We start from the raw sequence: 22,287 nt of genomic DNA, 5'->3' as shown, positions 1-22,287 counted from the left end.
TCGCATGGCAGATATTTTAAATTTTTTAGGCTCTGTCTTAAAGGTCTTAATCCCCACCAGTATTACTTCCTGGCAGGCGATCTTTTGGTTTGCTGTGCTTATTTTTGTTGTGGGTAATTTAGGGCTTAATGCAGCCGTCAGAAATATTGTTTTCTCCGTTCTAAGCATTGACGAGATCTTTAAGCAGTTACGCAAAACGTTAACCCCGCCAAAGCCAGATTCCTGGCAAACGCTGCTTTGGATCAGCATCTTTTCTTGGGCAATGTCTCTATTACCAGAGAGCCTTTTTATTCAAGGGTTTATTGCGACCTGTGCCTGGTTTTTTCTCATTCCAGGTATCCATTGGTTTATGCATGAGGAAAAGTTTAAGGTCTTTGATCTCACCATTAATGTTAAAAAAGGCTTGACGGTGAATGGCATCTGGCTAGGGCCCTGGGTTACAGGCGCGCTAGTTTGCATGCTCCTGTTTTCAGGATTTCCAGAAAACCGCCTCTCCACCGCATTCCTTTTGTGGCCTCCGCTTTCGGCAATCATTGCAGCCCTACCCAAATTTATTGCAATGGGTCCCAAGTACAAAATTCCTGACTCTGCGGCGCGACAGGAACTGGTCATTTTATTGCTGACGAATCTTCTATTTAGCTGCTGGTTTCAGCTCTTTTTCTTAACTCAATCCTGGCTGGTTGATTACCCCAGTCTCCTGTCACAAGATTTGAGCAGAAGCGCCTTTGTGGTGAAGGTGGCTAGTAATCGTCCCTCTTCTCGCGGGATTGTGATTTTAGATCAGGCAGAGATTGCTTTAAAGGAACAGTTAGACGGTCGATCGTGGTCGCAGGTGGAGCGGTGGCTCTTTGACCTGAAACCTCAGATGCAGCAACTTGAAGCCACGGTGATGAGCCGCTTGCCTCCGCTAAAGGAGAATGGACTGTGGCATCTGAGCGGCGAGGTTTTGCCGAGAACAGAATATCAACTGCAATTGATGGCGCTTTGGCGAGGGCCATCGGCTGATGGATCTGGGTATTATCTAATGAAGCCATGCCAAGTTACGCGCATCCCAGATACGCGCCGCGCGATCGCGCGCACGGTGGCATCGACTCAGATTGCTCAAGTGTCATGTGATATGACGACGGATATCAAAGCAGGACAACCAGATATGGGGCTATGATGGCCTCTGCAATCGTGCGCCCTCTTAAGCCTGTCCCATTCCACTCTCCTGTATGAACTCTACCTATGAATGCTGCTAGAACGTTGGTGATCACAACAAACGTGTTTCGTGAGGTGATGCGCGATCGCGTCCTCTATCTCATCGGCTTATTTGCGCTGTTTCTGATTGCGTGCGTGCGTTTGCTGCCAGAAATTGCGGCCACAACTGAAACCAAAATTCTGCTAGATGTGGGTCTGGCGGCTATGAGTTTACTCGGTCTAGTGATTGCCATCTTTGTTGGCACGGGATTAATCAATAAAGAAATTGAAAAGCGCACGGTGCTGGTGCTGATGGCTAAACCGATTAGCCGCACAGAGTTTATTGTGGGCAAACATTTGGGACTATCGGCAGTGTTAGCGGTCTTGGTCGGCGCGATGACGGTAATTTATATGGCCGTTTTAGTGGTCGATCGTGTCTCCTTTCCCATCGGCAGCATTCTGGTATCGTCGCTCTATCTCTTTCTTCAGCTTTCGCTGGTGACAGCCGTGACGATCGTGTTTGGCGTGTTTACAAGTTCACTACTGGCAACGCTACTCACCTTTGCGGTCTACTTCATGGGCAACTTCAGCCGCGATCTGGTGACATTAGGCGCATTAAGCAAGAACCCAGCCGTCGAAAATCTGACGCGCAGTATTTATCTAGTGTTGCCCGATCTAGCGCGACTAGATCTGAAAAATCAGGCCGTATATGGTCAATTGCCCGGTTTAAGTTTGTTGCTGGAGAACGCTGCCTACGGCATTCTATACATTGTGGTGCTGCTGGCGATCGCCACCTTCGTCTTCTCCCGCCGCGAATTTTGATGACATGCAAAGGACAACGGTAAGTTCAAAACTTTAAGATAGATGCAATCCAACTTGACGGAACAGCTTATGTCACTTGATGAGCTTACGCCCCTTCTCAAGGAGCTATCCTACGCCGATAAGCTTCTGCTGCTGCACGTCCTGGTCGCTGAGTTACTGAAAGAATCTGGTCTAACCCCATTGGGGGCTCAAAGCAACATAGTGAGTCAAGGGTTACATGATTCTTTTGAAGCAGCGGCTGTTTTAGCAAAAGCACTGACAGAAGAAAAAGTGGCTACACATGGTTGATAAAGTCAGATTTGCCTTCACAGAGGTAGACCCAGATCTGGGTGCATTGAGTACACTGCCTTATCTACCGATCGTTCTGACGTATCAAAACCAGTCTATCAACGTCTCAGGTTTGTTAGATACAGGTTCTAGTGTGAACGTCTTACCTTATGAAATGGGCTTGAGATTGGGTGTTGTTTGGGAACGCTAACGGCTCTCTGTTTCGTTGGGAGGCAATTTGTCCAAGTTTGAAGCGCGTGCCCTGGTTTTGACTGCAACTGTTGAGCATTTTCCCCCGGTAGAATTGGCGTTCGCCTGGACACAAGACAGAAACGCTCCCTTGATCTTGGGTCACATGAATTTTTTCCTTGCCTTTGATGTGTGTTTCTACAGGGCTGAATTGCTGTTTGAAGTCAGTCCTAAAAGATTTCAATAGAAGGCGATCGCTCAATCTTTCTTATTACGATCGCCACCGTCGTCTTCTCACGCCGCGAGTTTTGACCACTATTAGTATGGATCTAGCTTGCCAGTTTGCTCCAGGCTACATAAGGCAGATGTGATGCCGTTGCTTTGACTTGCTCTGCTTGTGCCACCAGCTGCCCACATGCATCCCAGGTGCCACTAAGCATCATTTGGCGCACCCCTTCTCCCAGCGTGACGGGAATCGATGTAGTGCCATACTCGACCGTCAACGTTTCTAAATTGATGGTGACAGATAAGTCAGGGGTAGCCGCGATCGCCTCTTGCAACTGCTTCACCGCATCGGGAGTTGCTGTCACACAGGGAATGCCCATCGCCACGCAGTTCCCAAAAAAGATTTCGGCAAAGCTCTCACCCACGATCGCGCGAATGCCCCACTTAGAAATCGCCTGCGGTGCATGTTCCCGCGACGAGCCACAGCCAAAATTGTTATTCACCACCAGAATGGTTGCGCCCTGATACCGCGGCAAATCAAAGGGATGCTGCCCATTCGCCTGCTTGCGATCGTCCGCAAAGACTTCGGCACCCAGCCCATCAAACGTCACGCAGCGCAGAAACCGTGCCGGAATAATGCGATCGGTATCAATATCATTACCAACGACCGGAATACCGCGCCCCGAAACCGCTTTGACTTCACTCACCATAGAACGTACCGCTAATTAAGAGTATCTAGTATAAAACGAATTAGCTCATCACTTAAAGTCGGTTAAGCGCTAAGTGTTTTGAAGCTTAGCGTGACAACATTGCGGCCCAGACCATAAAACAAAGTGAGCAGATAAGAGAAAGTGCGATCGTTGCCTTATACTTATGTCTGAATAATGGCTGATGCAAAAGTAGGTGAATGCTAAAGAATATCGGGAGTAAAATACCCATTTCAATCAGAAGGTTACGATAGAAATAATAGTTTGAGAAATTTATGCTGCCTGCACTGGGTAGAAGACCAAAAGGCAGTTTAAACGTATATAGACTAAATGGATAGAGCAAAGGTAAGCGCATCGAACCAGTGAGCATATCAAAAACCAGGTGTGATAAAGCAGCAAGGACTAGCTGAGCTGAAAGAATGGCTAATTTACGCCCTCTAATTCGTAAAGATATCAGGATTAAAATTGTATAGCACGGCAAAAGTAAGCTGCCAAAAATGGAATGCGTAATTCTTAAACCCTGATGCGCCGAGGCATGAAGCGACGGCACAAAATGATCAAGATCGGGAGTCCATGCTATGAGAACTAACCAAATTAACCATAGCCAACGATAGTTTGAACGATAGATCGAAAGTTGATACAGCGATTTTGCTGAAAAATAGAGGCTAATAGCTGGAATGCTGTGACCAATAAAAGAAGACATTTGACGTTCTAAATTGATGACTGTATTAGAAGGACTGACTGATAAAATTCTCAAGACCTTGATGCTTACGCAGGTTAGGCAAAGTCGTTTCTCTATCTTTAATAATTTGAAATATTTCCTATCGGCTGTAGACCTGAAAACAGATCCAATATGGTTCTTGTTGAATTCCATATACGGCCTGAATAAGACGCAATTAGGACTACATCGCCATTCTGAACCATGAGCGGCTTCGTAGCCTCAACTTTTAGACGTGTATTAATGTTAGCTAATTGATGTGTGGTAGAACCGTTGGCATTGAGGTGAATCACTATTGCAACATTTTCTCTGCGTTCTAGGTTCTTCAAGCCGCCTGCTGCTAAGATTGCTTGATTCGAGGTTGCCCTTGCTGGCAGAATGAAGTTGCCGGGATGAACAACATCACCTAAAACTGTAATGTTGGTCGCGGAGGTAGTAGACGTTTCTTGAGGTGTCTGTACGAAAGCTGTGTTCGTCACCGTTGGGATCATAACGGTATCACCATCTTGCAGCAAGAAAGCTTGAGTTAAACCACCAACTTTTAGGAATTGCCAGAGATCAACGTTAATCGTTTGGCTAGTATGATTGGCTTGAAGGCGACGAATCAAAATTTGGCGTACATTTGCTAGTGGTGTGACTCCGCCTGCAATTTGGATCGCTCCAGTGAGCATTGGGCATTGATTGATACGTTCAAAGCTATTGTCTTGGTAACGCTGCCTTAAAGATGCCTGATCACAAACTCCAGGCGTTACAGGCGCTACGAAATAGGAGCCAGGACGCTCTATAGCTCCGAGTATCTCAATCTTTAAAGGGAGATTTGGTTTCACCAAGCTTTGCGCGATCGCAGGAACCCCTAAAACAACTTCAACAAGAGCTAAAAAAAGGAATTCTGTAATCGCTTGACTAATGCTTTTATACATAGGTGAAAATTGGTTTTTAATCAGTTTTAGTCAGCATGATTCAACAAATCACTGCGTTGTATCAGGCGATGAGATATGATCTGCGGCGGCGAGGCTGAGGTCGTAGTCGATCGCGCCAGATGCATCTGAGACAATGACAACCTCATAAAAACCAGAATCCATGAGCTTGCCCGACCAGCTTGTTTTGGACGAGTCTTCTAACAATGCGGCGGCTTTGCTGGTGGGTGGATAGATCGAGAGCCGCATTGCCCGACTCGCCTGCAACGTGATTTGAATAACCTGATCTTTCGTTAGCTGAGCGATGTATGCCTTGCCTTCACCGGGTTTGAGCGTACCACTGACCTGTTGGCTAAAGCGACCTTCGGGAAATTTGATTGTCTCTAACGCTGTGCCAGCCTTGACTGCACTGAGTTGCTCAGACGCGATCGCTTGCCACACCTGACCGATCGGCTTATTCAACAAATTCTGATTGCGCGGCTGATCAGGAAACAAGTAGAAAAATTGCACATCCGTCAGGTCATTGAGCGCTCGGCCGCTGAGATTGAGTTGGTTCACCGCCGCCTGCCGTGCCTGCACATCTGCATCGGTATAGCTGCCCAGGCGCGATCGAGCATCGGCATTGAGCGGCTTGAGTTGGTTTAACCAGTCACTGGCGATGCGATCCCATTCGGCCCGGAGGTTAGCATCAGCAGAGTCAGCCGTAAGTTGTCGGCCCACGCGATCGGGATGCTTGTCGTAAAACGTGGCATTCACCAGACTGGTGAGAAACCCGGCATCAATTTCCAACTCCTCACGACGGTTGTTCAGCGCTTGCTTGCGATCTTGTTCTGCCTGCGAAAACTGCGGAGACGCGCTATTGTTCGTGCTGGGCGTGCCTGGTTTGACAGGTTGGGGTTTGGATGGTGTGGGCTTCCAATCGGCGGCAACCCACCAGGCACCCCAGATAGTAGCACCTGTGAGGAGAAGTAGCGCGATCGTGCCCACAACCCCACCCCACCCATCAACAGGCCGTCTCACACGAGGCAGAGGTGAGTAAGCGGTTGCTCCCTGGGTGAGCGCTCCTGATTGGGCAGGCGAAACGGCTAGAGTGGCTAAATACAGTGCTGAGGGCGATCGCTGACCATTGGATAATGGGCTGTTCTGGCTGTAATCTGGACTGGCACCCAACGCTTGCATCACTTCCTGAGCCGACTGATAGCGCTTAGAGGGATACGGATCCAGCATGCGATTCAGCATGTTAGCCAACTTGGGACTCACCGTGACCTGCCGCTGCCACTGACGACGATTGCCTACCAGTAGATCCTGCGGTTCTTTGCCCGTCAGCAAAACCAACACCGTGGCAGCCAGCGCATACAAATCACTGTGTGGAGACACTTCACCGTGATCCATTTGTTCGCTGGGCGCATAGCCCGCTTTACCCAAGCGAGTCACATTTGCAGGAGCCGCGATCGCCCGTCGCAACTGAGAATTCACCTCAGCGGCAGCCTGCTTTACGCCCCCAAAATCGATCAATACAGGCAGACCATCTGCACTACGCAAGATCAGATTGTCGGGCGAAATATCTCGATGGATCACACCGCATCTGTGGATGTAGTCCAGCACGGGCAGAAGTTGCACCAGCAGTTGTATCACCTCTGCTTCTGTGAAACCGTAGCCCTGAGCCTGGCGCGATCGCAGCAATGCCTGGTACGTCTCACCTTCTACATAGTCCTGCACTAGAAACAGTCGCCTTTTGCCCTGCCAGTCTGCCTGAAACAATTCCCGAAAGCGTGGAATCTGCGGGTGTTGCAGCTTATGCAGAATGCCCGCCTCCCGCTCAAACAATTCCTCTGCTTTGTGTAGCGCCTCTGTTCCCTGCACCTGGGGCGCAAACTCTTTCAGCACGCAATACTCATGAAACCGATGCGTGTCTTCTGCCAGATACGTCCGCCCAAAGCCACCATGTCCCAACTCGCGTATCACCCGATAGCGCAATCCCAGGGTTTGACCCGCCATACCACCCGCTGGCGATCGTGGCACAGTCGGCAGCATCTCACCGCATAGACGACAAAAACGATTACTGTCAGGATTATCGTGCCCCTGACTGCAAAAGAGAGAGTTCATCGGATTTTAATGGGTAGCGGGTAAAGGGTGTTGAATATAGAGAGGGCGATCGCACAGTGGGCTTAATGCAGTCTCCATCATACTCATCGCTAAAGTAGTCTAGAAGGTGGCAGGCAAAAGGATGAGGAATGAAGGCAGAAGGCAGAAGGCAAAAGGTCAAAGACTGACCGCTGACCGCTGACCGCTCAATCAACTCTCAACTCAAAACGCTTAACTCAAAACTCTCTCCCCTCCCCATGACCTTCCACATCGGCTGTGCAATTTGGGCGTACAAAGGTTGGCTGGGAGACCTGTTCCCATCGGATAGTCGCGCGGCTGATTTTCTGCATCTCTATAGTCGTCGCTTTACGGCGGTAGAAGGGAATACGACGTTTTACTCCATCCCGGATGCGGAGACAGTGAAGCGGTGGGCAACGGAAACACCGGATGGCTTCAAGTTTTGCCTGAAGTTGCCGAAAAGTTTGACGCACAATGGTTTGTTGCAACCTGCACTGCCGGGTACGCTAGCTTTTCTGACAAAGATGCAGGGACTGGGCGATCGCCTCGGCCCTTTGTTCGCCCAACTGCCGCCCAGCTACAGCCCGTCAAGCTTTGCCGATTTAGAAGCCTTCTTGACCGCTCTGCCCCGTGACGCAGCAGATTTTGCCCTGGAAGTGCGTCATCTCGACTGGTTCAAAACACCTCATGCAGAGCGACTGACTGACCTGCTAGAACGATTGGGCGTTGGACGCGTTCTACTCGATACTCGTCCCATCTATGACGCACCCGACGACCCACAGTTGCACTCCGAGCGCAAAAAGCCGAAACTGCCCCTTCAACCAAGCGTCACGGCTCCCTTCAGCCTAATTCGCTTCATCAGCCATCCCGATCGCACCCTCAATCAACCGTATTTAGAGAAATGGGTTGCGCTGGTGGAGCAATGGCTTCGGCAAGGAACCCACATCTACTTCTTTGTGCATTGCCCTCTAGAGGAGCGATCGCCCGCCAACGCACGCTACTTTCAATCCCTACTTGAACAGCGTGGTACTCCTGTTCCACCGCTTCCCTGGAACAGCATTGATACACCAACTCAGTTGAATCTGTTCTGAGCGTCAGAGTGCTCAACACAACGCTAGAGCTTACACAAACCTCGGAGGTTTTAACCAGTCATGAAGATCGCAGCCAACGGTAGGCTTAAACCTCCGAGGTTTAGTTGAATAGCTCCGATGTTGTTTCGGATCGCAGGCACCACATTTCCAATGACACTGCATCCATTCGCAGTGTTATTGGAAACATTCGCAATGTATCACGCTGCAATTTGAATGTTCCCGATGTAATTGGCAATTGCAGGCAAACCATTCGTAATACAACCGCATCCATTCGCATTGACATAGAGAACATTCGTAATGTGTTGTGCTGCAATTTGAATGCACTCTATGACAGAAGCGATCGCAGCCGCAATATTCAAGATCGCAGGCGCGACATTCAAATGAATGAGGCAACCAGTCTTGAGGACAATCGCACGAGAAGCAGTGGCAGATGCCTATCGTTAATGCGTAGGATAGGAGAAAAATTCTGCTGCCTGGTTTTCTATGGCGGATGCGATCGATTTTCAGCCCTATCTCAAAGCGCTTCCTGATCCAGCGAATCACGACTGGGGCGATCGCTATACGCCAACTCAGGCTGAGTTGCCATTGAAGGTAAGGGCGATCGTCCAAGACAATCCAGGCGACCCCACTGCTCAACGTTCATTAGAAGCACAGAAGCGCGAACGCTTTGAGGTGTTGGAGGGTTTGCGAAAAGCAGTGCGGAAACATCATCAGGGGTTGCTGATTGGCAAACCGGGTTCCGGCAAATCAACTGCATTGCGCCGTCTACTGTGGGAGGACGCTCAAACAGCTTTAAAAATTGCTAATAGTGGACAGGGTAATTTCACAGTTCCCGTTCTCGTTGAATTGCGCGATTGCCGCAGCGGTTCTGTGCTGGAGTGGATTCAGAAGGCTCTACGACGATTGCGCCTGAGCCAGGAAACTGTTGAAGACCTGCTGTTTGCAGGACGACTGCTGCTGTTGTTTGATGGCTTGAATGAAGTGCCGACCTCGGATGCTTACTCAGCGCTGGATGAGTTTCGGCGGGATGAAGACTTCCACACCGTTCCCATCATCGTCACCACACGCGAGTTAGGTGCAGGAGCAGACCTGGGCATTGAGAAAAAGCTAGAAATGGTGCCGTTGACCGAACCCCAGATGCGGGAGTTTATCCAGAAGCGGCTGCCGGGGCAAGCCGATGAGTTATTGCGCCAGCTTAAGGATCGTTTGCGAGAACTGGCAGAAACGCCGCTGTTGCTGCAAATGCTGTGTGATGTTGTGGCAGAAAGCCCCGATGGACAGATTCCTCAAAATCGTGGGGAACTGTTTCGTCAAGAATTTGCTCGACGCTACGAGACATTTAAACCGCTGAAAGGAAGAGTATCAGACGACTCGCGCCGCTTTGCACTGGAACTGCTCCAGCACCTTGCCTTTGTGATGACGCAAGGAGACCCGCACACCACTCCCTTAAAGCCTACTCCCGCCTGGTTAACCATTCCTAAAGTGCAAGCCGAAACAATTCTGGAAGCTTATCTTACGAATCGCGTTGAAGCTCCTGCTCAAGCTGCAAAAGAGTGGCTGGAAGATCTACTGGAATTTCATCTGCTTCAAATTGCCAGTAATCCTGACGAGATCGAATTTCACCACCAACTATTTCAGGAATACTACGCGGCTGAAGCGCTACTGCAAAAGCTGCCAAAACTGAGTGATACCGAACTAAAGCAGAATTATTTGAATTATTTGAAGTGGACGGAAGCGATCGCTTTAATGTCATCACTACTAGAGAACGAAGTGCAAGCATTACAAGTCACAAAATTAGCGTTAGAAGTGGATTGGATGCTTGGCGCACGATTAGCAGGAGAGGTACAACCGAAATGGCAAGAGCAAACGGTCGAAAGGATAAGTACGCTGGATATACCTCCGAAATACAAGATGCAGCTTTTAGGTAATACTCACTCTGATCATGCTGTGCCGTACTTGATAGAGAGTCTAATTGACGAGCAAAATGCAATATGGGTTTTTGAAGCAGCCTTTGCTTTGAGGGAACTGAATAGAAAATCAGCGATTCCAGAGTTACTGAAAACATTAGATCACCATAATTCAGTTGTCGTTGTTGCTGCACTTTTCGCGTTAGGAGCAGTTGGCGATAGTACAGTAATCCCATCATTAAAACGGGCTTTAAATCACTCGAATGACAGTATTCAATCACAAGCTGCTGAAAGCCTGGGTGAACTATACATCCATTCAGCCGTTCCAGATCTACTCAACGCATTGAAAGATAAGACACGTGTAGAAAAAGTTCATATTCAGGTTGTTAAAGCTCTAGTTGCACTAGCGTCTGATTCAGCGATCCCAGATTTGCTAAAGATAGCTTTAGAAGATTCATCAGACTTCCTTCGTTGGGTTACAGCTGAAGCTTTAGCCCAGATCGATTATGATAAAGCGGCTAGGGAACTACTTAAAGCTTTAAATTCTGAAAATCATAATATTCGTGACAACGCCGCAGAAGCATTAGGCAAAGTAGGCAACGAAATAGCAGTCGAAGAGTTGGTTGTAGCGTTACGAGAGCATAGCTGGCAGGCTGCCATAGCGTTGAAAGAGATAGGAAGCACAAAAGCAACTCCATTGCTGATTACAGCCCTTCAAAACCCTTGTGCTGCTGAACTTGCTGCTTGGACATTGGGCGAATTAGGCGATTCAATGGCAGTACCAAGCCTGATTAATGTACTTGATCACTGGCATTCCCAATTAGTTGAAAATGCTGTTGAAGCATTAGGTCAGCTGGGCGATGAAGCTGCAATTCCAGCGCTAAGTGAACTTCTACAGACAAACCCGGCAAATAGCGTTCGTCTGAATGCCCTCATCGCTTTAGGAAAGCTGGGTGAAAAGCAGGTGCTTCCAGAACTAATCAATCTGCTGAAGCAGCAAGCTCTTGGTCGTGCTTCGCGCCGATCTGACTGGTGGGAAATTTTTGCCGCGTTGGAAAAGATCAGTGGACAGCTAGTTGTTTCTGCACTGATACAAGTGCTTAAGTCACCGATGCCTAACTTCCGTTGGAAGTCGGCTGAAGCTCTAGGGAATTTGGCAGATCCTTCCGTGATCGATAGCTTACTTGATGCATTAACAGACGAGCATTCTACCGTTCGGATGATGGTTGCACAAGCACTAGGTAAATTTGATTGTCAGTCTATTTTGCCAAAGCTAATTTCATTTCTAGAACCTGATAATCCAAATATTCAAGATCCAAATGTTCGAGAGGCTGCTATTCGTGCTTTCGGTGATTTGGCAGATAAAAAATCAGTCGAAGTGCTCATACAAACTTTGACCGATCCAGAGCTTGTTGTCCGCTACAGCGCGGCTGAAGCATTGGCTAAACTCAGCAATCTCGAAAAAATGCAACATCATGTTGCTGAAGTGTTAAGTCCTGCCTGGAAATCAAGTTTTGTGAATGATGGGTTTGTTTATCCACTCCGAGATATAAAAAATAACTGCAAGTTTTACAACTACAAAATTGCTTGGTCAGCGGTGGAAGAAGGGAGTGGGGTATTGGGTGTTGGGGGTGAAGATAAGAAAGGCACTACTTACGCAATTAAGGCTGAAGTGGTACAAATTATTGAGCAAAACCACGGTAATGTCATTGGGCAATAACCACCTAGGTCAGAATAAAGAAACCAGCAAACGGTGAGGGCAACGATGGAAATCGCATCTCATATCAGCGTCGATTCGGCAATTCATCACGGTACGCCTGTCATCACGGGCACTCGCGTTCCTGTATCCATTGTTCTCGGCTCACTCGCAGGTGGCATGGACAAAGAAGCGGTCATGCAAGAATATGAATTGACCCAGACTCAGGTGGAAGCAGCACTTGCCTATGCCACTGAGTTAGTCAAACAAACGACAGTGATTCCTCTGGGAGCCTGAGCGTTGAACATCCTCGTTGATGAAAATATGCCGTGTTCCCTCGCACCGCAAATTGCCGCGTTGGGTTTCTCCGCTCAAGACGTGCGCGATATTGGTCTCCGGGGACACCGTGATACAGAAGTGATGGATGCCGCCATTGCTGCCGATGCGATTATCATCACCCGCGATCGTGGACTCGCCGATCCGAGAGGTTGGGCAGAAGCATTCAGCGCAGGCGTCATCTTCGTTAACCTCCCAGACGATACGCCTGCAACCACCGTCAATGCCAGGATTCTCGAACTCCTATCAAACCGTTTACCCGTTTCGCTTCTGGGTGCTCTTACAACCGTTGAGCCTCGTCGTGCGCTCTCCCGTCCCATTCGTCGCAGATCTTAATCAGGAACGATCATGACTGAATCCTCTAAATATTCAATCAACACCGAAGTCAACCAGATCATTGAAACCAACACTGGCACTGTCATTGGTAAAGGCATTCAACACAACTATGCGACAAATCCTGAGTTAGCTGAAGCACTGGCTGAGTTCAAGCAAACTATTGTTGATCTACAGCAAAAATATCCCCAGGCAACAGACGCACAAATTCCGGCGATCGTGGATGTTGAGTTTCAAGAAATCAAGCGCACTCAACCCCAACGCTGGCAAAACTTTCTCAACTTGAAACGACAGTGGAACGGGGTCAAAAAAGGGCTGCTCAAAGTTGGTGAACATTTCGCCGAAGAAACTCCGTGGGGCAAAGGCGTAATCGGCTACCTTGAAGGCGTAACGGATGAAGTAAAGTAGACACTTTGACCGTAGAAGCGCCTCAAAACTAACATCTGCTCTACAACAGTTCCCTACAAAATTTCTACAGTGCCCTGCTGCCCATCAATGCGGACGCGCTGACCGTCTTGAAGTAACTGCGTCGCGTTGTGGATATCCATCACGGCAGGGATGCGGTACTCACGAGCGACGATCGCCCCGTGTGACAATCTGCCACCCACTTCTGCAATGAGTCCTCCCGCCCTTGCCAGCAGCGGTGCCCAACCCGAATCGGTGTAGGGCACGACGAGAATACTGGTGCGATCGACCTCTGGCAACTCCGCCAAACTCCGCACCACTTTGACAATGCCCTCTACCTCTCCCGGACTCGCGCCGATGCCCTGTAGCTGCTGCGATGACTGTCCTTTGTAAATGCTGATCGTTGGTGCCGGTAGATCATTGCCATAAATCAGAAAGGGTACTGCCTGAAGTTGACGATCGGCTTCCAACTGCGATCGACGCTGCCCCACTAATTTCTGAAACGTTACCCCTCTCTCTTCACCCCTCTCTCCTCCCTCTCGAATCTCTTCCCACTCTAGAAAAAAGATATCCCCTGACTCTGCCAGTAACCCTGACTCCAGCCAATGGTTTTCTAGAGCAACAAAGCTCCACCGCAATTCTGCCAGCAAACGACTGTAGATCTCTGTCACTCGACCTTTAAGCGTGAGGCGACGCTGTACTCGCTTGACGTTGCCAGTGGGTCGATCGATCTGAGGCGCGATCGCAGGTGGATGTTGACAAAACTGGACGAAGAGCGATCGTACAGGCTGCGGATCTTCTTTCCAGGTTGGCACCGCGATATCCGTCCCCACCTCGCTTAAGTAGCCGTATTGCTCGATCAGCACATCTAACTGTGTCAGGATGGTTTGCCCCTCGAACGTTTGAGCCAGAGAAGAGAGAGGAGTGGAGAGTGGGGAGTGGGGAGTGGGAGAGTTGTGCATTCTTACTTCTCCCTCTGCTTCCCCTACTTCCCCTGCTTCCTCCGCCCCCTCTGCTTCCCCTGCTTCCCCTGCCCCTTCTACTCCCGACTCCCTCTCTAAAACTTCTCTTGCCTCTTGTGCCAGCGTCTGAAGCGATCGCAAGGCCGCAATTTCTGGCGTATCACTGTTGTCTAATTGTTCATCCTTCACTTTCAGGATGCTTTTGCGTAAGGCGGCGCTGAGAGGAGCGAGAATGCTGTAGTAGGTAGCGGTTTGCAGCAGGTTGAGAATGCGATCAATGCGTGCCAGAAGCGCTGATGGCTCAAGCTCAGTCGCGGGTTGTCGAGAGAATTCTGTTAGAGCGGGTGCAAACTGATGGCGAGACGCTTGGCGAAAATCGTTTTCTAGACGAAATTCTCGATTCAATAAGCGTAAAAACCCTGGCACATTTCGCAGGGTGGATTGAAGCGGCGGTTTGCTAAATTTTGCGCCGCGTGTCAGAAATTCCAGGCTTTCGGGGGGCAGGCCCATGCGTCGAAACAACTGTCCTAACAATGAGGCGTTGAAGTAAGCGTAGGAATAGTGGAGCGTGGCAGTGTCGTTGAAGTCTAGTCCTTTGGCGCGATCGCCCAAAACAAGCGTAAACAGATTGCCCCACACGCCACAGGTTAAGGGACGATTGATTGACCAGGTGAGGGGGTGAATGAAACCAGGAATAACCTCAGCCGCAATCTTGCGCGTCCAGATGGGCAGCAGCGTGGTGATGGGTCGCGCCTGCAAGAGCCAGAGTTGCTTGCCATCATAGCTCCACTCAATATCCTGGGGAGTGCCTTGATTTTGAGCTTCTAAGTGTCTGGCGAGAAAGGCGACCTGCTGAAGCAACCGACCTGGAACAGAGCCATTGCCATTGATAGCTAAGGTCAGATCGTCTGGTAGTATCCAGCTAGATGGGGTTTGAGCCGTTGCGGGAGTGAAGTCGATCGCGGGCACAATCACCTCATACCGTTCTGGCGTTACCTGTCCCGATACAACCTGAGACGCACTGCCTGGTAACGCTTCGATTGCCACTGCATCTCCCTGCCTCGCCATTGGATCACGGCTAAAGGCAACGCCTGAAAAGGCTCCCCGCACCTGTTGCTGAATCAAGACCGCCATGGTGGCATCGGGTAAGTGGCGATCGCGCCGATACTTTACAGCACTCGGCTGATTGTAGGAAGCAAAACAGCGAGAAATAGCAGGCATCAATTGTTCGGAGCGGACGAGGCTGGGAATGGATTCGTACTGTCCTGCTGCCGATGCGGCTTCTGAATCTTCGCCTACCGCAGAAGACCGCACAATGAGCGGTGCTCTGGGCGATGGTTTGAGCCGTTCTAACAGTGGCTCTGGATCGTCACCAGGACTCAGCACCCAGCCCATCGGCACCGGATAGCCTGATCGCTTTAAGCGAGAGAGCGTTGCCGCTTTGTGCCCAACCTTACGAGCATCCACTGCATCATTAAGGGAACGGAGGGCACGATCGCCGCGAAAGAATTTGAAGGTTGATTGCGCGTCTGCTTTGGCGGTGGTGGAAGCCAGATCCAAATCATCAGGAATCTTGGTGTAAATCCAGCCCAGCATGATGGCAAGGACGATCGCCGCGCCAATCAGATCCTGGTTTAAGGGATGGCGCAACGCGGTGATGAGGGGAAAAATCACTAATACGCTGAGCCGTCCCTGCTGTCGTTCGCGCAGAATCGTGAAGCTAATCGCGCTGATGAGGAAGACAAACCCTGCCGCGATCGGGTCATGAACGACATAGCCCCAGACGACATTCGTTGTGCCCGCACCCTTGCCAAACCAGTAGCGCCCCATAACCAATGCCATCAGCGCAATGAGTTCCCAAACTGGATCGACAGGAAAGAACGATCGCGCGAGCAAAACGGCTGCAATGCCCTTCAGGGCTTCTGATAAGACGGCAAGCGTGCCTACCACTCGCCCACCGTGATAGAAGGCAGCCGAAACGCTCACATTGCCTGTGCCGACTTGTGCCAGGTTACGTCGCGTAAGGGCAACCGTGATCCAGGCGATCAGCGGCAGTCCACCCAGCAGTGGACAAACCACAAAGATTAATAGTGCGCCCCAAACCTGTGTCAGCGTCATAAGCGTGCATCAATCATCCTGCGGCTGAGCTGCTTTGTTTAAGCATTACCACGCTTAAACAAAGCAATAATGACGATGAGAACATGCTTCACCTCTGTCTCATCGTATCGTTAGATAGGTGTTGACTTATAGTTGCGCTCAGGGCGATCGTCGCACATACAGGGCTGCGGTATCGAGTCCCAGTCGTGGTGAAAAAATTTAGAACCAGGGATCAGATCGCATCAAAACAATCGCAGAGAGCGATCTTTGTGACCTTCGCGTCTCGGTGGTCGTTTAAAGGTAAGGCAACTTAACTCTTGAGCGTAATCAGCCGCCTAAATTACCGCTGTACGCATCCCCGCTGCCAGCAAGTTCCGGTCTTGTTCTCATACCGGGTAGTGCTTTTGTTTCACCTGTTTCGATATAGCCCACGTAGAATGCGCCTTCTTCCACACTAAGCGCACTGGCATTCACATCGCCTTCTAACCGAGCGGTGCGGCTGAGGGTCAGTTTCCCTTCGACTAGCACTCGTGCCTTGAGAACTCCATGCACCGTCAGGTTTTTCGCTCGCACTTCTGGCCCTTCAATTAGCCCGCTCTCAGAAATCTGCATATCACCCCGCACTTCAACGGTGCCATGAATGATGCCATCAACCAGCAGATCGCCCTCAACGTGAAGCGTGCCCTGAAACTCACTGTTGGGAGCGATGTAGGTAGGTAAGGTCTTTGACGGTGGTGGCGTATTTTTTCTAAACATACCGTTCTCTGAGGGTTAAGACTCAACCATTTAATTCTTGCGAACGTATAAAAAGCACATGATGTGTGCTCAGTCCTCGCCGTCATCATGGCACACTCATTACTGAAAGTTAAGGCTTTGCAGGTAAAAAGTTGCGATCGGCGTGGAGGGGTGGAGGGGAAATTGAGCGGTCAGCAGTCAGCAGTCAGCGGTCAGCTTTTTTAGCTTCGCTAAGTTTAGGAGGCAAAAGGCAGAAGGCATGAGGCAGAACTAACTCAAAACTCAAAATTCTCTTCCCCTGCTCCCCCTGCTCCCCCTGCCTTCCTTACCGCTCCACTCCCTCCCTCGTGGTCACAATCAAGCGTAGGATAAGTGAAGCCTGGTGGATGAGGACAGAATCATGGTCAAGCGCTTGCGCTCCAAACATAGTGCGACACGTCATGTTGGTTCGTGGAGACTCGATCACCCACTACAGCAATTTGCCTTTAAAGGCTTGCTGACAGGGGTAATAGTCACTGCGATCGTGGGACTTGTAGCACCGCCACTGGGGGCGAACACGATCGCAGGCTTATTTGGCCTTCCCATTCCCAGCCTACCGATTCCGGGTGGTTCGGTGGAAGATCTGCTGAAAGGGGCGATCTCAGAGCAGGCGATGAAAGCATTGGGCAGTACGTTGCAGAATGAGGCTCCGATCGAGTCCAGTAGCCAAGCGACATTCCCAATAGTGAATCAAGTACCAGGCAAGGCATTTAAGCCGAACGCCATGCCAACAACGCTCATGGCTCAACTCCGTAATGCGACTGATGGCACCGTCGCGCTACAGCCTGGAGATTACCGCATTCCAGTCGATGTGTTTTGCATGAAAGTATCGGCGCACAGCCCTGCGGGGCATCGCTACTTGCTGGCACCACTGAAAGGAAAATGGGCGGATATCATTGTGGCGTTAAATGCGCGATCGGCCGGCACTGCCATTCCGCACAAGCAGCTACAGGTTTTGTCGTGGAACTTGCAGGCTGGAATGAAATATGAGGAATTGGCAACCGAGCAACGGGCGATCGTCGATCAACTGCTGCCCGACTACAAGCCTCGGCTATCGCGTAGCTTTTATGAACAGATTGAATCAACGTGGAGCCAGCTTTCTGGCACGGTTCCAGGGCTACCGTCGATGGATTCCGCTTTGGGACGGTTAGGAACGGTTGGGAATGCGATCGTCACGCTCCGCCAAACCCGCGAAACCCTGCTCCGCTATGGCAATAATTTCGAGGCTTTGTCAAACGCCTTTGTGCTGCCTGGACAGGCCAATACGCCTACCGATGGAGCCAATACGCCGTGGAGCCAAATCAGCCCTCGTGTTTATGCCCGGTTAGTAACTCAGGGCACCTATGCCGATCCGGGTGAACTTCAGGTGCGCGTCACGGCAGAAGCACCCGTGGGTATGGGCGATCGCCCCCTGGTAGCTACAACGAATCTAGCCGATTTGCATCTGGCTGCTACACCAGTCAAAGTACCCCTGGCTGGCTTAGTAGGCGATCCGCAAGATAGTAGCGTGCAGCCCCTATCAATGTCTCCGCGACCAGAGGATAAAGACGAGGATGAATCGGGTTCTGGAAACTTGCACATTGAAGAAAAAGGCTTTTCGGGGCCGCAGCCGCCAGATCCACTGAATCAGGTGTAGGGGCGGCTATGCTACGCCTCTAACGTCTCCGTTCACCGCTGTCGATCGCTCCTCCTACGGAATCTGGTCACAGGAGGGCGATCTGGGTGCGAACCAATCTATTGATGTCGTTTGGCGAACTCGGCGAGCAACGTTGGATAGTCTTCTGGCAAAGGAAACTTCTTAAAGCTATGGACGGCAGGGGTCGTTGTCCACATCAGTTTCTCATCCGTGTAGGTCTCAATGAAGGGACGAAAAGATTGGGCATCATCCATCATCGTCGCTCGGACATTCACAAAGTCATCCATACCTTCTGGGCGCGTGAACAGCCAACTCATGCAGTGGGCGCAGAAATAATGACGCGTTGCGCCCTGAAGGCCGCCAATGACAGGGTCACCTAACGTGACCTTAAACCCATTGCTGGGATACAGGGTGCTCAAGCTAAAGGCACTTGCTGTCATCCGCTGGCAACCCGTACAGTGGCAGGCCATAGTCAGTAACGGTTCAGCATGCACTTCAAATTGGACTTGTCCACATCGACATTGCCCTTTTCTGGAAGGCTTACGGTCGGTCATTATTGACTCCTTCGCACTTAGCTCGACAACAGTCTCCTTTGTACTCGTAATCTAGAGCAACGCTCCGATGCCTGCTATGAGTCGAAGGGAGAATACCGCGCGGTATTGGTTTCTAGCTAATAGAAATTCAATCTATGACCTACGGAAACACCGCACCCTGAGTTGCACCGTGCTTTGTGCTGGCATCGTAGGCTTTGTGCTTCTGCTTGAACGTTGCTTTGACGGCATCTCGTTTTTGGGTGGCAAGTTTGTTCAAGGCATCACAGGAGGGAGCAGCGGGCATAGCTTTCAGTTGAGTCAGCAGATCGTTTCCGGCATCAATGCCTAACTGCTTGTGGCCTTCTTCATGCGTTTGCAGGGCCGCCAGGTGCTTTTTCCAGCGATCGATGAGCGCTTGAGGAGTTCCGTTGGGTGGCGTCCATTCTGGCAAATTGAAGGTAGTTTTAACGGTGACGGTGACGGTTTTCAGCTTACAACTGCCTTTCTTACCACCAGAGGTAAACTGCGCATCTAAATCCCAGGTTGTGGATGCATCAAAGCGCTTGCCTTCATCCTGGTTCATAGGGCCCAGTTGGTTCATCTGCGATCGCAGCTCAGCCGTTGTTTTGCCCTGAATTTTGTACGGTGCCGTTGTGGGAGTTGCCACCACTAAATCGGGATCACCTGCCCAAGCGGTAACCGCATAGCCCACCATACAACTACCAATAAATACGGCTAAACCTTGATGAAACATAGGATGTTGGGATGCGCGATCGCTTAAGGGGCTGTAAAAATCATGCCATGTTTTTGCCGCCAGCCGACCCTGCGGAAAGTAAGCTAAAGCCATCCACGGTCAGCTTAGAAGTTTTGAGTTTTGAGTTTTAAGTTTTGAGTTGAAGAGCTATTAGCGGTCAGCGGTTAGCTTTCTGTTCTGGATACCAGGCTCTCGTTTGCTATCCGGCTTCAAGGAAGCCGGAACTTGGTAGCAAGCACTAGCTGAAAGCTGATAGCTAATCCACCGTTTGTTTTAAGGCTTACTGGAGCCTGGTTTGTCCGTCGGAATCGTAATATCGATCGCCGTTACCAATTGCCCTAATGTCTCCAACGATGGTTTGATCGTGTCTCGATTGCCAACCACCAGTGTGGCAAGCTTTTCTGGCTGTAAGTAGGTTTTGGCAACGCGCTGTACATCGGCGATCGTGGTGGCTGTGACGCCCTTTTGGTAGCGAAAGATGAAGTCACTTGGATAGCCAAAATACTCGTAGCGTAGGAGCCGAGACAGGGTTTGCTCAGGCTGCTGAAAGTTGAAAATAAAGGAATTCAGCACGGAGTCTTTGGCGAAGGCAAGCTCGGAAGGGACGATCGGTGCTGTACGAATTTTGTCTACCTCGGCTCTCACACTTTTAATAAACGGCACTGTTGCATCCGATCGCGTTTGCCCACCTGCTACAAACAAACCAGGATAGTCGTACTGCGGCCCCCAATAGGCATAGACCGAGTAGGCCAACCCCTGGCGCGATCGCACCTCGTTAAACAGCCGTCCACCAAAGCCATTCAGCACTTCATTCATGACTGATAGTGCCGGATAGTCAGGACTATTGACCTGTCCGCCGAGATGCCCAATTTGCACATTGCTTTGCGTTAGCTGCGGCTGGTTGACCAAAAAGATGCCACCCTGCTTCGCCTGCGCGACGGTTGGTAGCGCAGAGGATTTCGTCTTTGCAGGCTTCCAGTCACCCAACTTCGCTTCCACAAGCTGGCGCATGGCCTTACTGTCAAAATCACCCACAATGCCCAGCAAAATGTTATTCGGTGAGAAATATTGTTGATGAAACTGCACTAAATCATCACGCGTGATGTTTGCCAGCGTGGCGTACTCGGTGTAGCGGGCATAGGGGCTACTGTCACCATACACCAGCTTGCGAAACTCACGATTGGCGATCGCGTCTGGCGCATCATTGCGACGAGCAATGCCTCCACGCTCCTGATTTTTTGCCAGGTTTAACTTATCGGTGGGGAAGGTCGGTTGCCTTAGGGTATTCACAAACAGGTCAAACACGTCTGGTAAGTCTTCGGTGAGGGTATTGAATTCAGCATTACCCGCAACGTCGTTGATCGCGGTTTCAACCGAAGCGGCCCGCTGCTCCAAAAACTCGTTCATGGCATCGGCGCTGAGGGTTTGAGTGCCCCCGGATCGCATCACTGTGCCGACTAGCCCCGCTAGCCCGACTTTAGAGGCTGATTCCAGTCGATCGCCCGTGCGAATGAACGCACTTCCATTAATCAACGGCAGTTCGTGATCTTCCATCAGGTAAACCACCATGCCATTTGCCAAGGTAAATCGCGTGTAGTCCGGCAGCTTAATGGCAGGTGGCGGCGAAAAGGTCAATTCGGTGTAGTGCTTTGGCGTGGCAGCAGCGGCTGGATGCAGTGCCAAGAGCAATAGCAGCAGCGGCACCATCACAAAGGAAAAGACCAGCACAATGATTTTTGCCGTTCTCTGCTTTTTAGTTTCTGTCGTCGTTGACATCGCGTCCTCAATTGCTGGATTGCCCTCTGGTGGTCTAACTGACTTCTCTTTTTCAGTTCCTTGTGAATTGAGAACTGTTTTTTAGAACTTGTATCTTATTTTTAGACTCACAATACATCACTCAATGCAACGACAGGTAAATTAGGCACTTTGCGGAAATCAGCATCATTAGTCAGAAAAACAGAATACTTTTCACTCATTGCTGTTGCTGCGTGGATTGCATCTGGTGTTCTTAAGCTTGTTGCGGCACGAAGGTGAGCGGCTGCTTTAAGAACAGCCTGAGTGACAGAAATTGCTTGTATGTCTGATGCTAGAAGTAAGCTTTCGTAAATCTGAATCAAGTCAGAGTTTCTGTTCCTCAATGGAAGGACCCACGTTTCCATCAGCGTCAGTTCATTGCTAATCACTTTTAGTTTGTCAACATTTAGTTCAAGCCAAAGTGTTTCTAACAGAGGGAAATAATCTGGAATCTTTTCCACGCTGTAAATCACGATCGCCGTATCAACATAAACCAGACTGGATTCTGGGATGGTTAGCGTTCCCATAAGTCTCGCTCTTCTTTAAGGTAGCGATCAACCGCTTCAGCCGTTTTAAACTGTTGCTGACCTGGCAGCTGGTTGAGAATGTCGATCGCGGCCTGCTGTTTGGGAAGTGCTTCTGACAGCACAACAAAAACCTCGACCTCTTCACCAACCGAGCCAGGTGGTATTTGAATCTCAATCTTGTGTCCTGGAAGGACTTTAGTCGTAATGTGTAACGCCGATTGCATCGTTATCTTTGCTCCATGAGGGTATAAGGCATCGACAGTCGTAATGTGTAACGCCGATTGCATCGTTATCTTTGCTCCATGAGGGTATAAG

General features: G+C 50.1%; 23 protein-coding genes. 10 read left to right on the top strand and 13 right to left on the bottom strand.

From position 1 onward, the window contains the following. The first annotated feature begins 4 nt into the window (after positions 1-4). From AC5JLP_RS15945 to AC5JLP_RS15930, 4 genes are all read left to right on the top strand, one after another. Complete coding sequence (locus AC5JLP_RS15945) at positions 5-1,162, top strand: DUF5357 family protein (protein WP_496068914.1); 1,158 nt, start codon at positions 5-7, stop codon at positions 1,160-1,162. Between the two features lie 65 nt (positions 1,163-1,227). Continuing rightward, a complete protein-coding gene (locus AC5JLP_RS15940; protein WP_496068913.1) occupies positions 1,228-2,001 on the top strand; it encodes an ABC transporter permease in 774 nt (257 codons plus the stop codon). Positions 2,002-2,055: 54 nt separating this feature from the next. Then, positions 2,056-2,289 carry a hypothetical protein gene (locus AC5JLP_RS15935; protein ID WP_496068912.1) on the top strand — a complete coding sequence of 78 codons (234 nt, stop codon included), beginning with the start codon at positions 2,056-2,058 and terminating at the stop codon, positions 2,287-2,289. Beyond that, positions 2,282-2,479 carry a hypothetical protein gene (locus tag AC5JLP_RS15930; protein WP_496068911.1) on the top strand — a complete coding sequence of 66 codons (198 nt, stop codon included), beginning with the start codon at positions 2,282-2,284 and terminating at the stop codon, positions 2,477-2,479. The genes AC5JLP_RS15935 and AC5JLP_RS15930 overlap by 8 nt, the downstream gene beginning before the upstream one ends. 307 nt (positions 2,480-2,786) lie before the next feature. Here the strand turns inward: AC5JLP_RS15930 and leuD are convergent, their stop codons facing one another. The 5 genes from leuD to AC5JLP_RS15905 all read right to left on the bottom strand — a co-directional run bounded on the left by leuD (position 2,787) and on the right by AC5JLP_RS15905 (position 7,323). Beyond that, entirely contained in the window at positions 2,787-3,392 is a 606-nt protein-coding gene (leuD, locus tag AC5JLP_RS15925; protein WP_496068910.1) for a 3-isopropylmalate dehydratase small subunit, read from the bottom strand. A gap of 85 nt (positions 3,393-3,477) precedes the next feature. After that, positions 3,478-4,092 (bottom strand): metal-dependent hydrolase, encoded by a 615-nt coding sequence (locus AC5JLP_RS15920; RefSeq protein ID WP_496068909.1) that lies wholly within the window; start codon positions 4,090-4,092, stop codon positions 3,478-3,480. A gap of 98 nt (positions 4,093-4,190) precedes the next feature. Beyond that, the gene (locus AC5JLP_RS15915; RefSeq protein ID WP_496068908.1) at positions 4,191-5,027 is read right to left on the bottom strand and encodes a polysaccharide biosynthesis/export family protein; all 837 of its coding nucleotides are present in this window, start codon (positions 5,025-5,027) and stop codon (positions 4,191-4,193) included. Positions 5,028-5,075: 48 nt separating this feature from the next. Next, the gene (locus AC5JLP_RS15910) at positions 5,076-7,130 is read right to left on the bottom strand and encodes a protein kinase domain-containing protein (protein ID WP_496068907.1); all 2,055 of its coding nucleotides are present in this window, start codon (positions 7,128-7,130) and stop codon (positions 5,076-5,078) included. Continuing rightward, a complete protein-coding gene (locus tag AC5JLP_RS15905) occupies positions 7,096-7,323 on the bottom strand; it encodes a hypothetical protein (RefSeq protein ID WP_496068906.1) in 228 nt (75 codons plus the stop codon). Before AC5JLP_RS15905 ends, AC5JLP_RS15910 begins: the two co-directional genes overlap by 35 nt. 43 nt (positions 7,324-7,366) lie before the next feature. Here AC5JLP_RS15905 and AC5JLP_RS15900 point away from each other — a divergent pair, with 43 nt between their 5' ends. Next, entirely contained in the window at positions 7,367-8,218 is an 852-nt protein-coding gene (locus AC5JLP_RS15900; protein WP_496068905.1) for a DUF72 domain-containing protein, read from the top strand. Positions 8,219-8,415: 197 nt separating this feature from the next. Here AC5JLP_RS15900 and AC5JLP_RS15895 read toward each other — a convergent pair whose 3' ends face one another. Next, positions 8,416-8,598 (bottom strand): hypothetical protein, encoded by a 183-nt coding sequence (locus tag AC5JLP_RS15895; protein WP_496068904.1) that lies wholly within the window; start codon positions 8,596-8,598, stop codon positions 8,416-8,418. A 103-nt stretch (positions 8,599-8,701) separates the two neighbouring features. Between AC5JLP_RS15895 and AC5JLP_RS15890 the strand changes: the two genes are divergently transcribed. Genes AC5JLP_RS15890 through AC5JLP_RS15875 form a run of 4 tightly spaced genes read left to right on the top strand, consistent with a single transcriptional unit; the run spans position 8,702 to position 12,898 of the window. Further along, positions 8,702-11,845 carry a HEAT repeat domain-containing protein gene (locus AC5JLP_RS15890; protein WP_496068903.1) on the top strand — a complete coding sequence of 1,048 codons (3,144 nt, stop codon included), beginning with the start codon at positions 8,702-8,704 and terminating at the stop codon, positions 11,843-11,845. Positions 11,846-11,890: 45 nt separating this feature from the next. Continuing rightward, complete coding sequence (locus tag AC5JLP_RS15885) at positions 11,891-12,118, top strand: DUF433 domain-containing protein (protein WP_496068902.1); 228 nt, start codon at positions 11,891-11,893, stop codon at positions 12,116-12,118. 3 nt (positions 12,119-12,121) lie between these two features. Further along, positions 12,122-12,493 carry a DUF5615 family PIN-like protein gene (locus AC5JLP_RS15880; protein WP_496068901.1) on the top strand — a complete coding sequence of 124 codons (372 nt, stop codon included), beginning with the start codon at positions 12,122-12,124 and terminating at the stop codon, positions 12,491-12,493. A gap of 12 nt (positions 12,494-12,505) precedes the next feature. Further along, positions 12,506-12,898: a hypothetical protein gene (locus tag AC5JLP_RS15875; protein ID WP_496068900.1), complete on the top strand. Its 393-nt coding sequence runs from the start codon at positions 12,506-12,508 to the stop codon at positions 12,896-12,898. A 53-nt stretch (positions 12,899-12,951) separates the two neighbouring features. Here the strand turns inward: AC5JLP_RS15875 and AC5JLP_RS15870 are convergent, their stop codons facing one another. Both AC5JLP_RS15870 and AC5JLP_RS15865 read right to left on the bottom strand, forming a co-directional pair. Then, positions 12,952-15,975: a glycerol-3-phosphate acyltransferase gene (locus tag AC5JLP_RS15870; protein ID WP_496068899.1), complete on the bottom strand. Its 3,024-nt coding sequence runs from the start codon at positions 15,973-15,975 to the stop codon at positions 12,952-12,954. Between the two features lie 306 nt (positions 15,976-16,281). Continuing rightward, a complete protein-coding gene (locus AC5JLP_RS15865; RefSeq protein WP_496068898.1) occupies positions 16,282-16,710 on the bottom strand; it encodes a bactofilin family protein in 429 nt (142 codons plus the stop codon). A gap of 379 nt (positions 16,711-17,089) precedes the next feature. Between AC5JLP_RS15865 and AC5JLP_RS15860 the strand changes: the two genes are divergently transcribed. Continuing rightward, positions 17,090-18,364: a hypothetical protein gene (locus tag AC5JLP_RS15860; RefSeq protein WP_496068897.1), complete on the top strand. Its 1,275-nt coding sequence runs from the start codon at positions 17,090-17,092 to the stop codon at positions 18,362-18,364. 98 nt (positions 18,365-18,462) lie between these two features. Here the strand turns inward: AC5JLP_RS15860 and AC5JLP_RS15855 are convergent, their stop codons facing one another. From AC5JLP_RS15855 to AC5JLP_RS15835, 5 genes are all read right to left on the bottom strand, one after another. Next, entirely contained in the window at positions 18,463-18,918 is a 456-nt protein-coding gene (locus AC5JLP_RS15855; protein ID WP_496068896.1) for a GFA family protein, read from the bottom strand. A 139-nt stretch (positions 18,919-19,057) separates the two neighbouring features. After that, complete coding sequence (locus tag AC5JLP_RS15850) at positions 19,058-19,744, bottom strand: DUF922 domain-containing protein (RefSeq protein ID WP_496068895.1); 687 nt, start codon at positions 19,742-19,744, stop codon at positions 19,058-19,060. Between the two features lie 180 nt (positions 19,745-19,924). After that, positions 19,925-21,427 (bottom strand): M16 family metallopeptidase, encoded by a 1,503-nt coding sequence (locus tag AC5JLP_RS15845; protein WP_496068894.1) that lies wholly within the window; start codon positions 21,425-21,427, stop codon positions 19,925-19,927. A gap of 107 nt (positions 21,428-21,534) precedes the next feature. Beyond that, positions 21,535-21,972, bottom strand: a complete 438-nt coding sequence (locus tag AC5JLP_RS15840; protein ID WP_496068893.1) for a type II toxin-antitoxin system VapC family toxin — start codon at positions 21,970-21,972, stop codon at positions 21,535-21,537. Then, positions 21,960-22,287 (bottom strand): hypothetical protein (locus AC5JLP_RS15835; protein WP_496068892.1); only part of this gene is annotated, 328 nt, incomplete at its 5' end. The genes AC5JLP_RS15835 and AC5JLP_RS15840, both read right to left, overlap by 13 nt.

This window comes from Stenomitos rutilans (assembly GCF_059505485.1).
The sequence above is the reverse complement of the archived record's forward strand: the minus strand, read 5'-3'. Positions and strand labels throughout refer to the sequence as shown.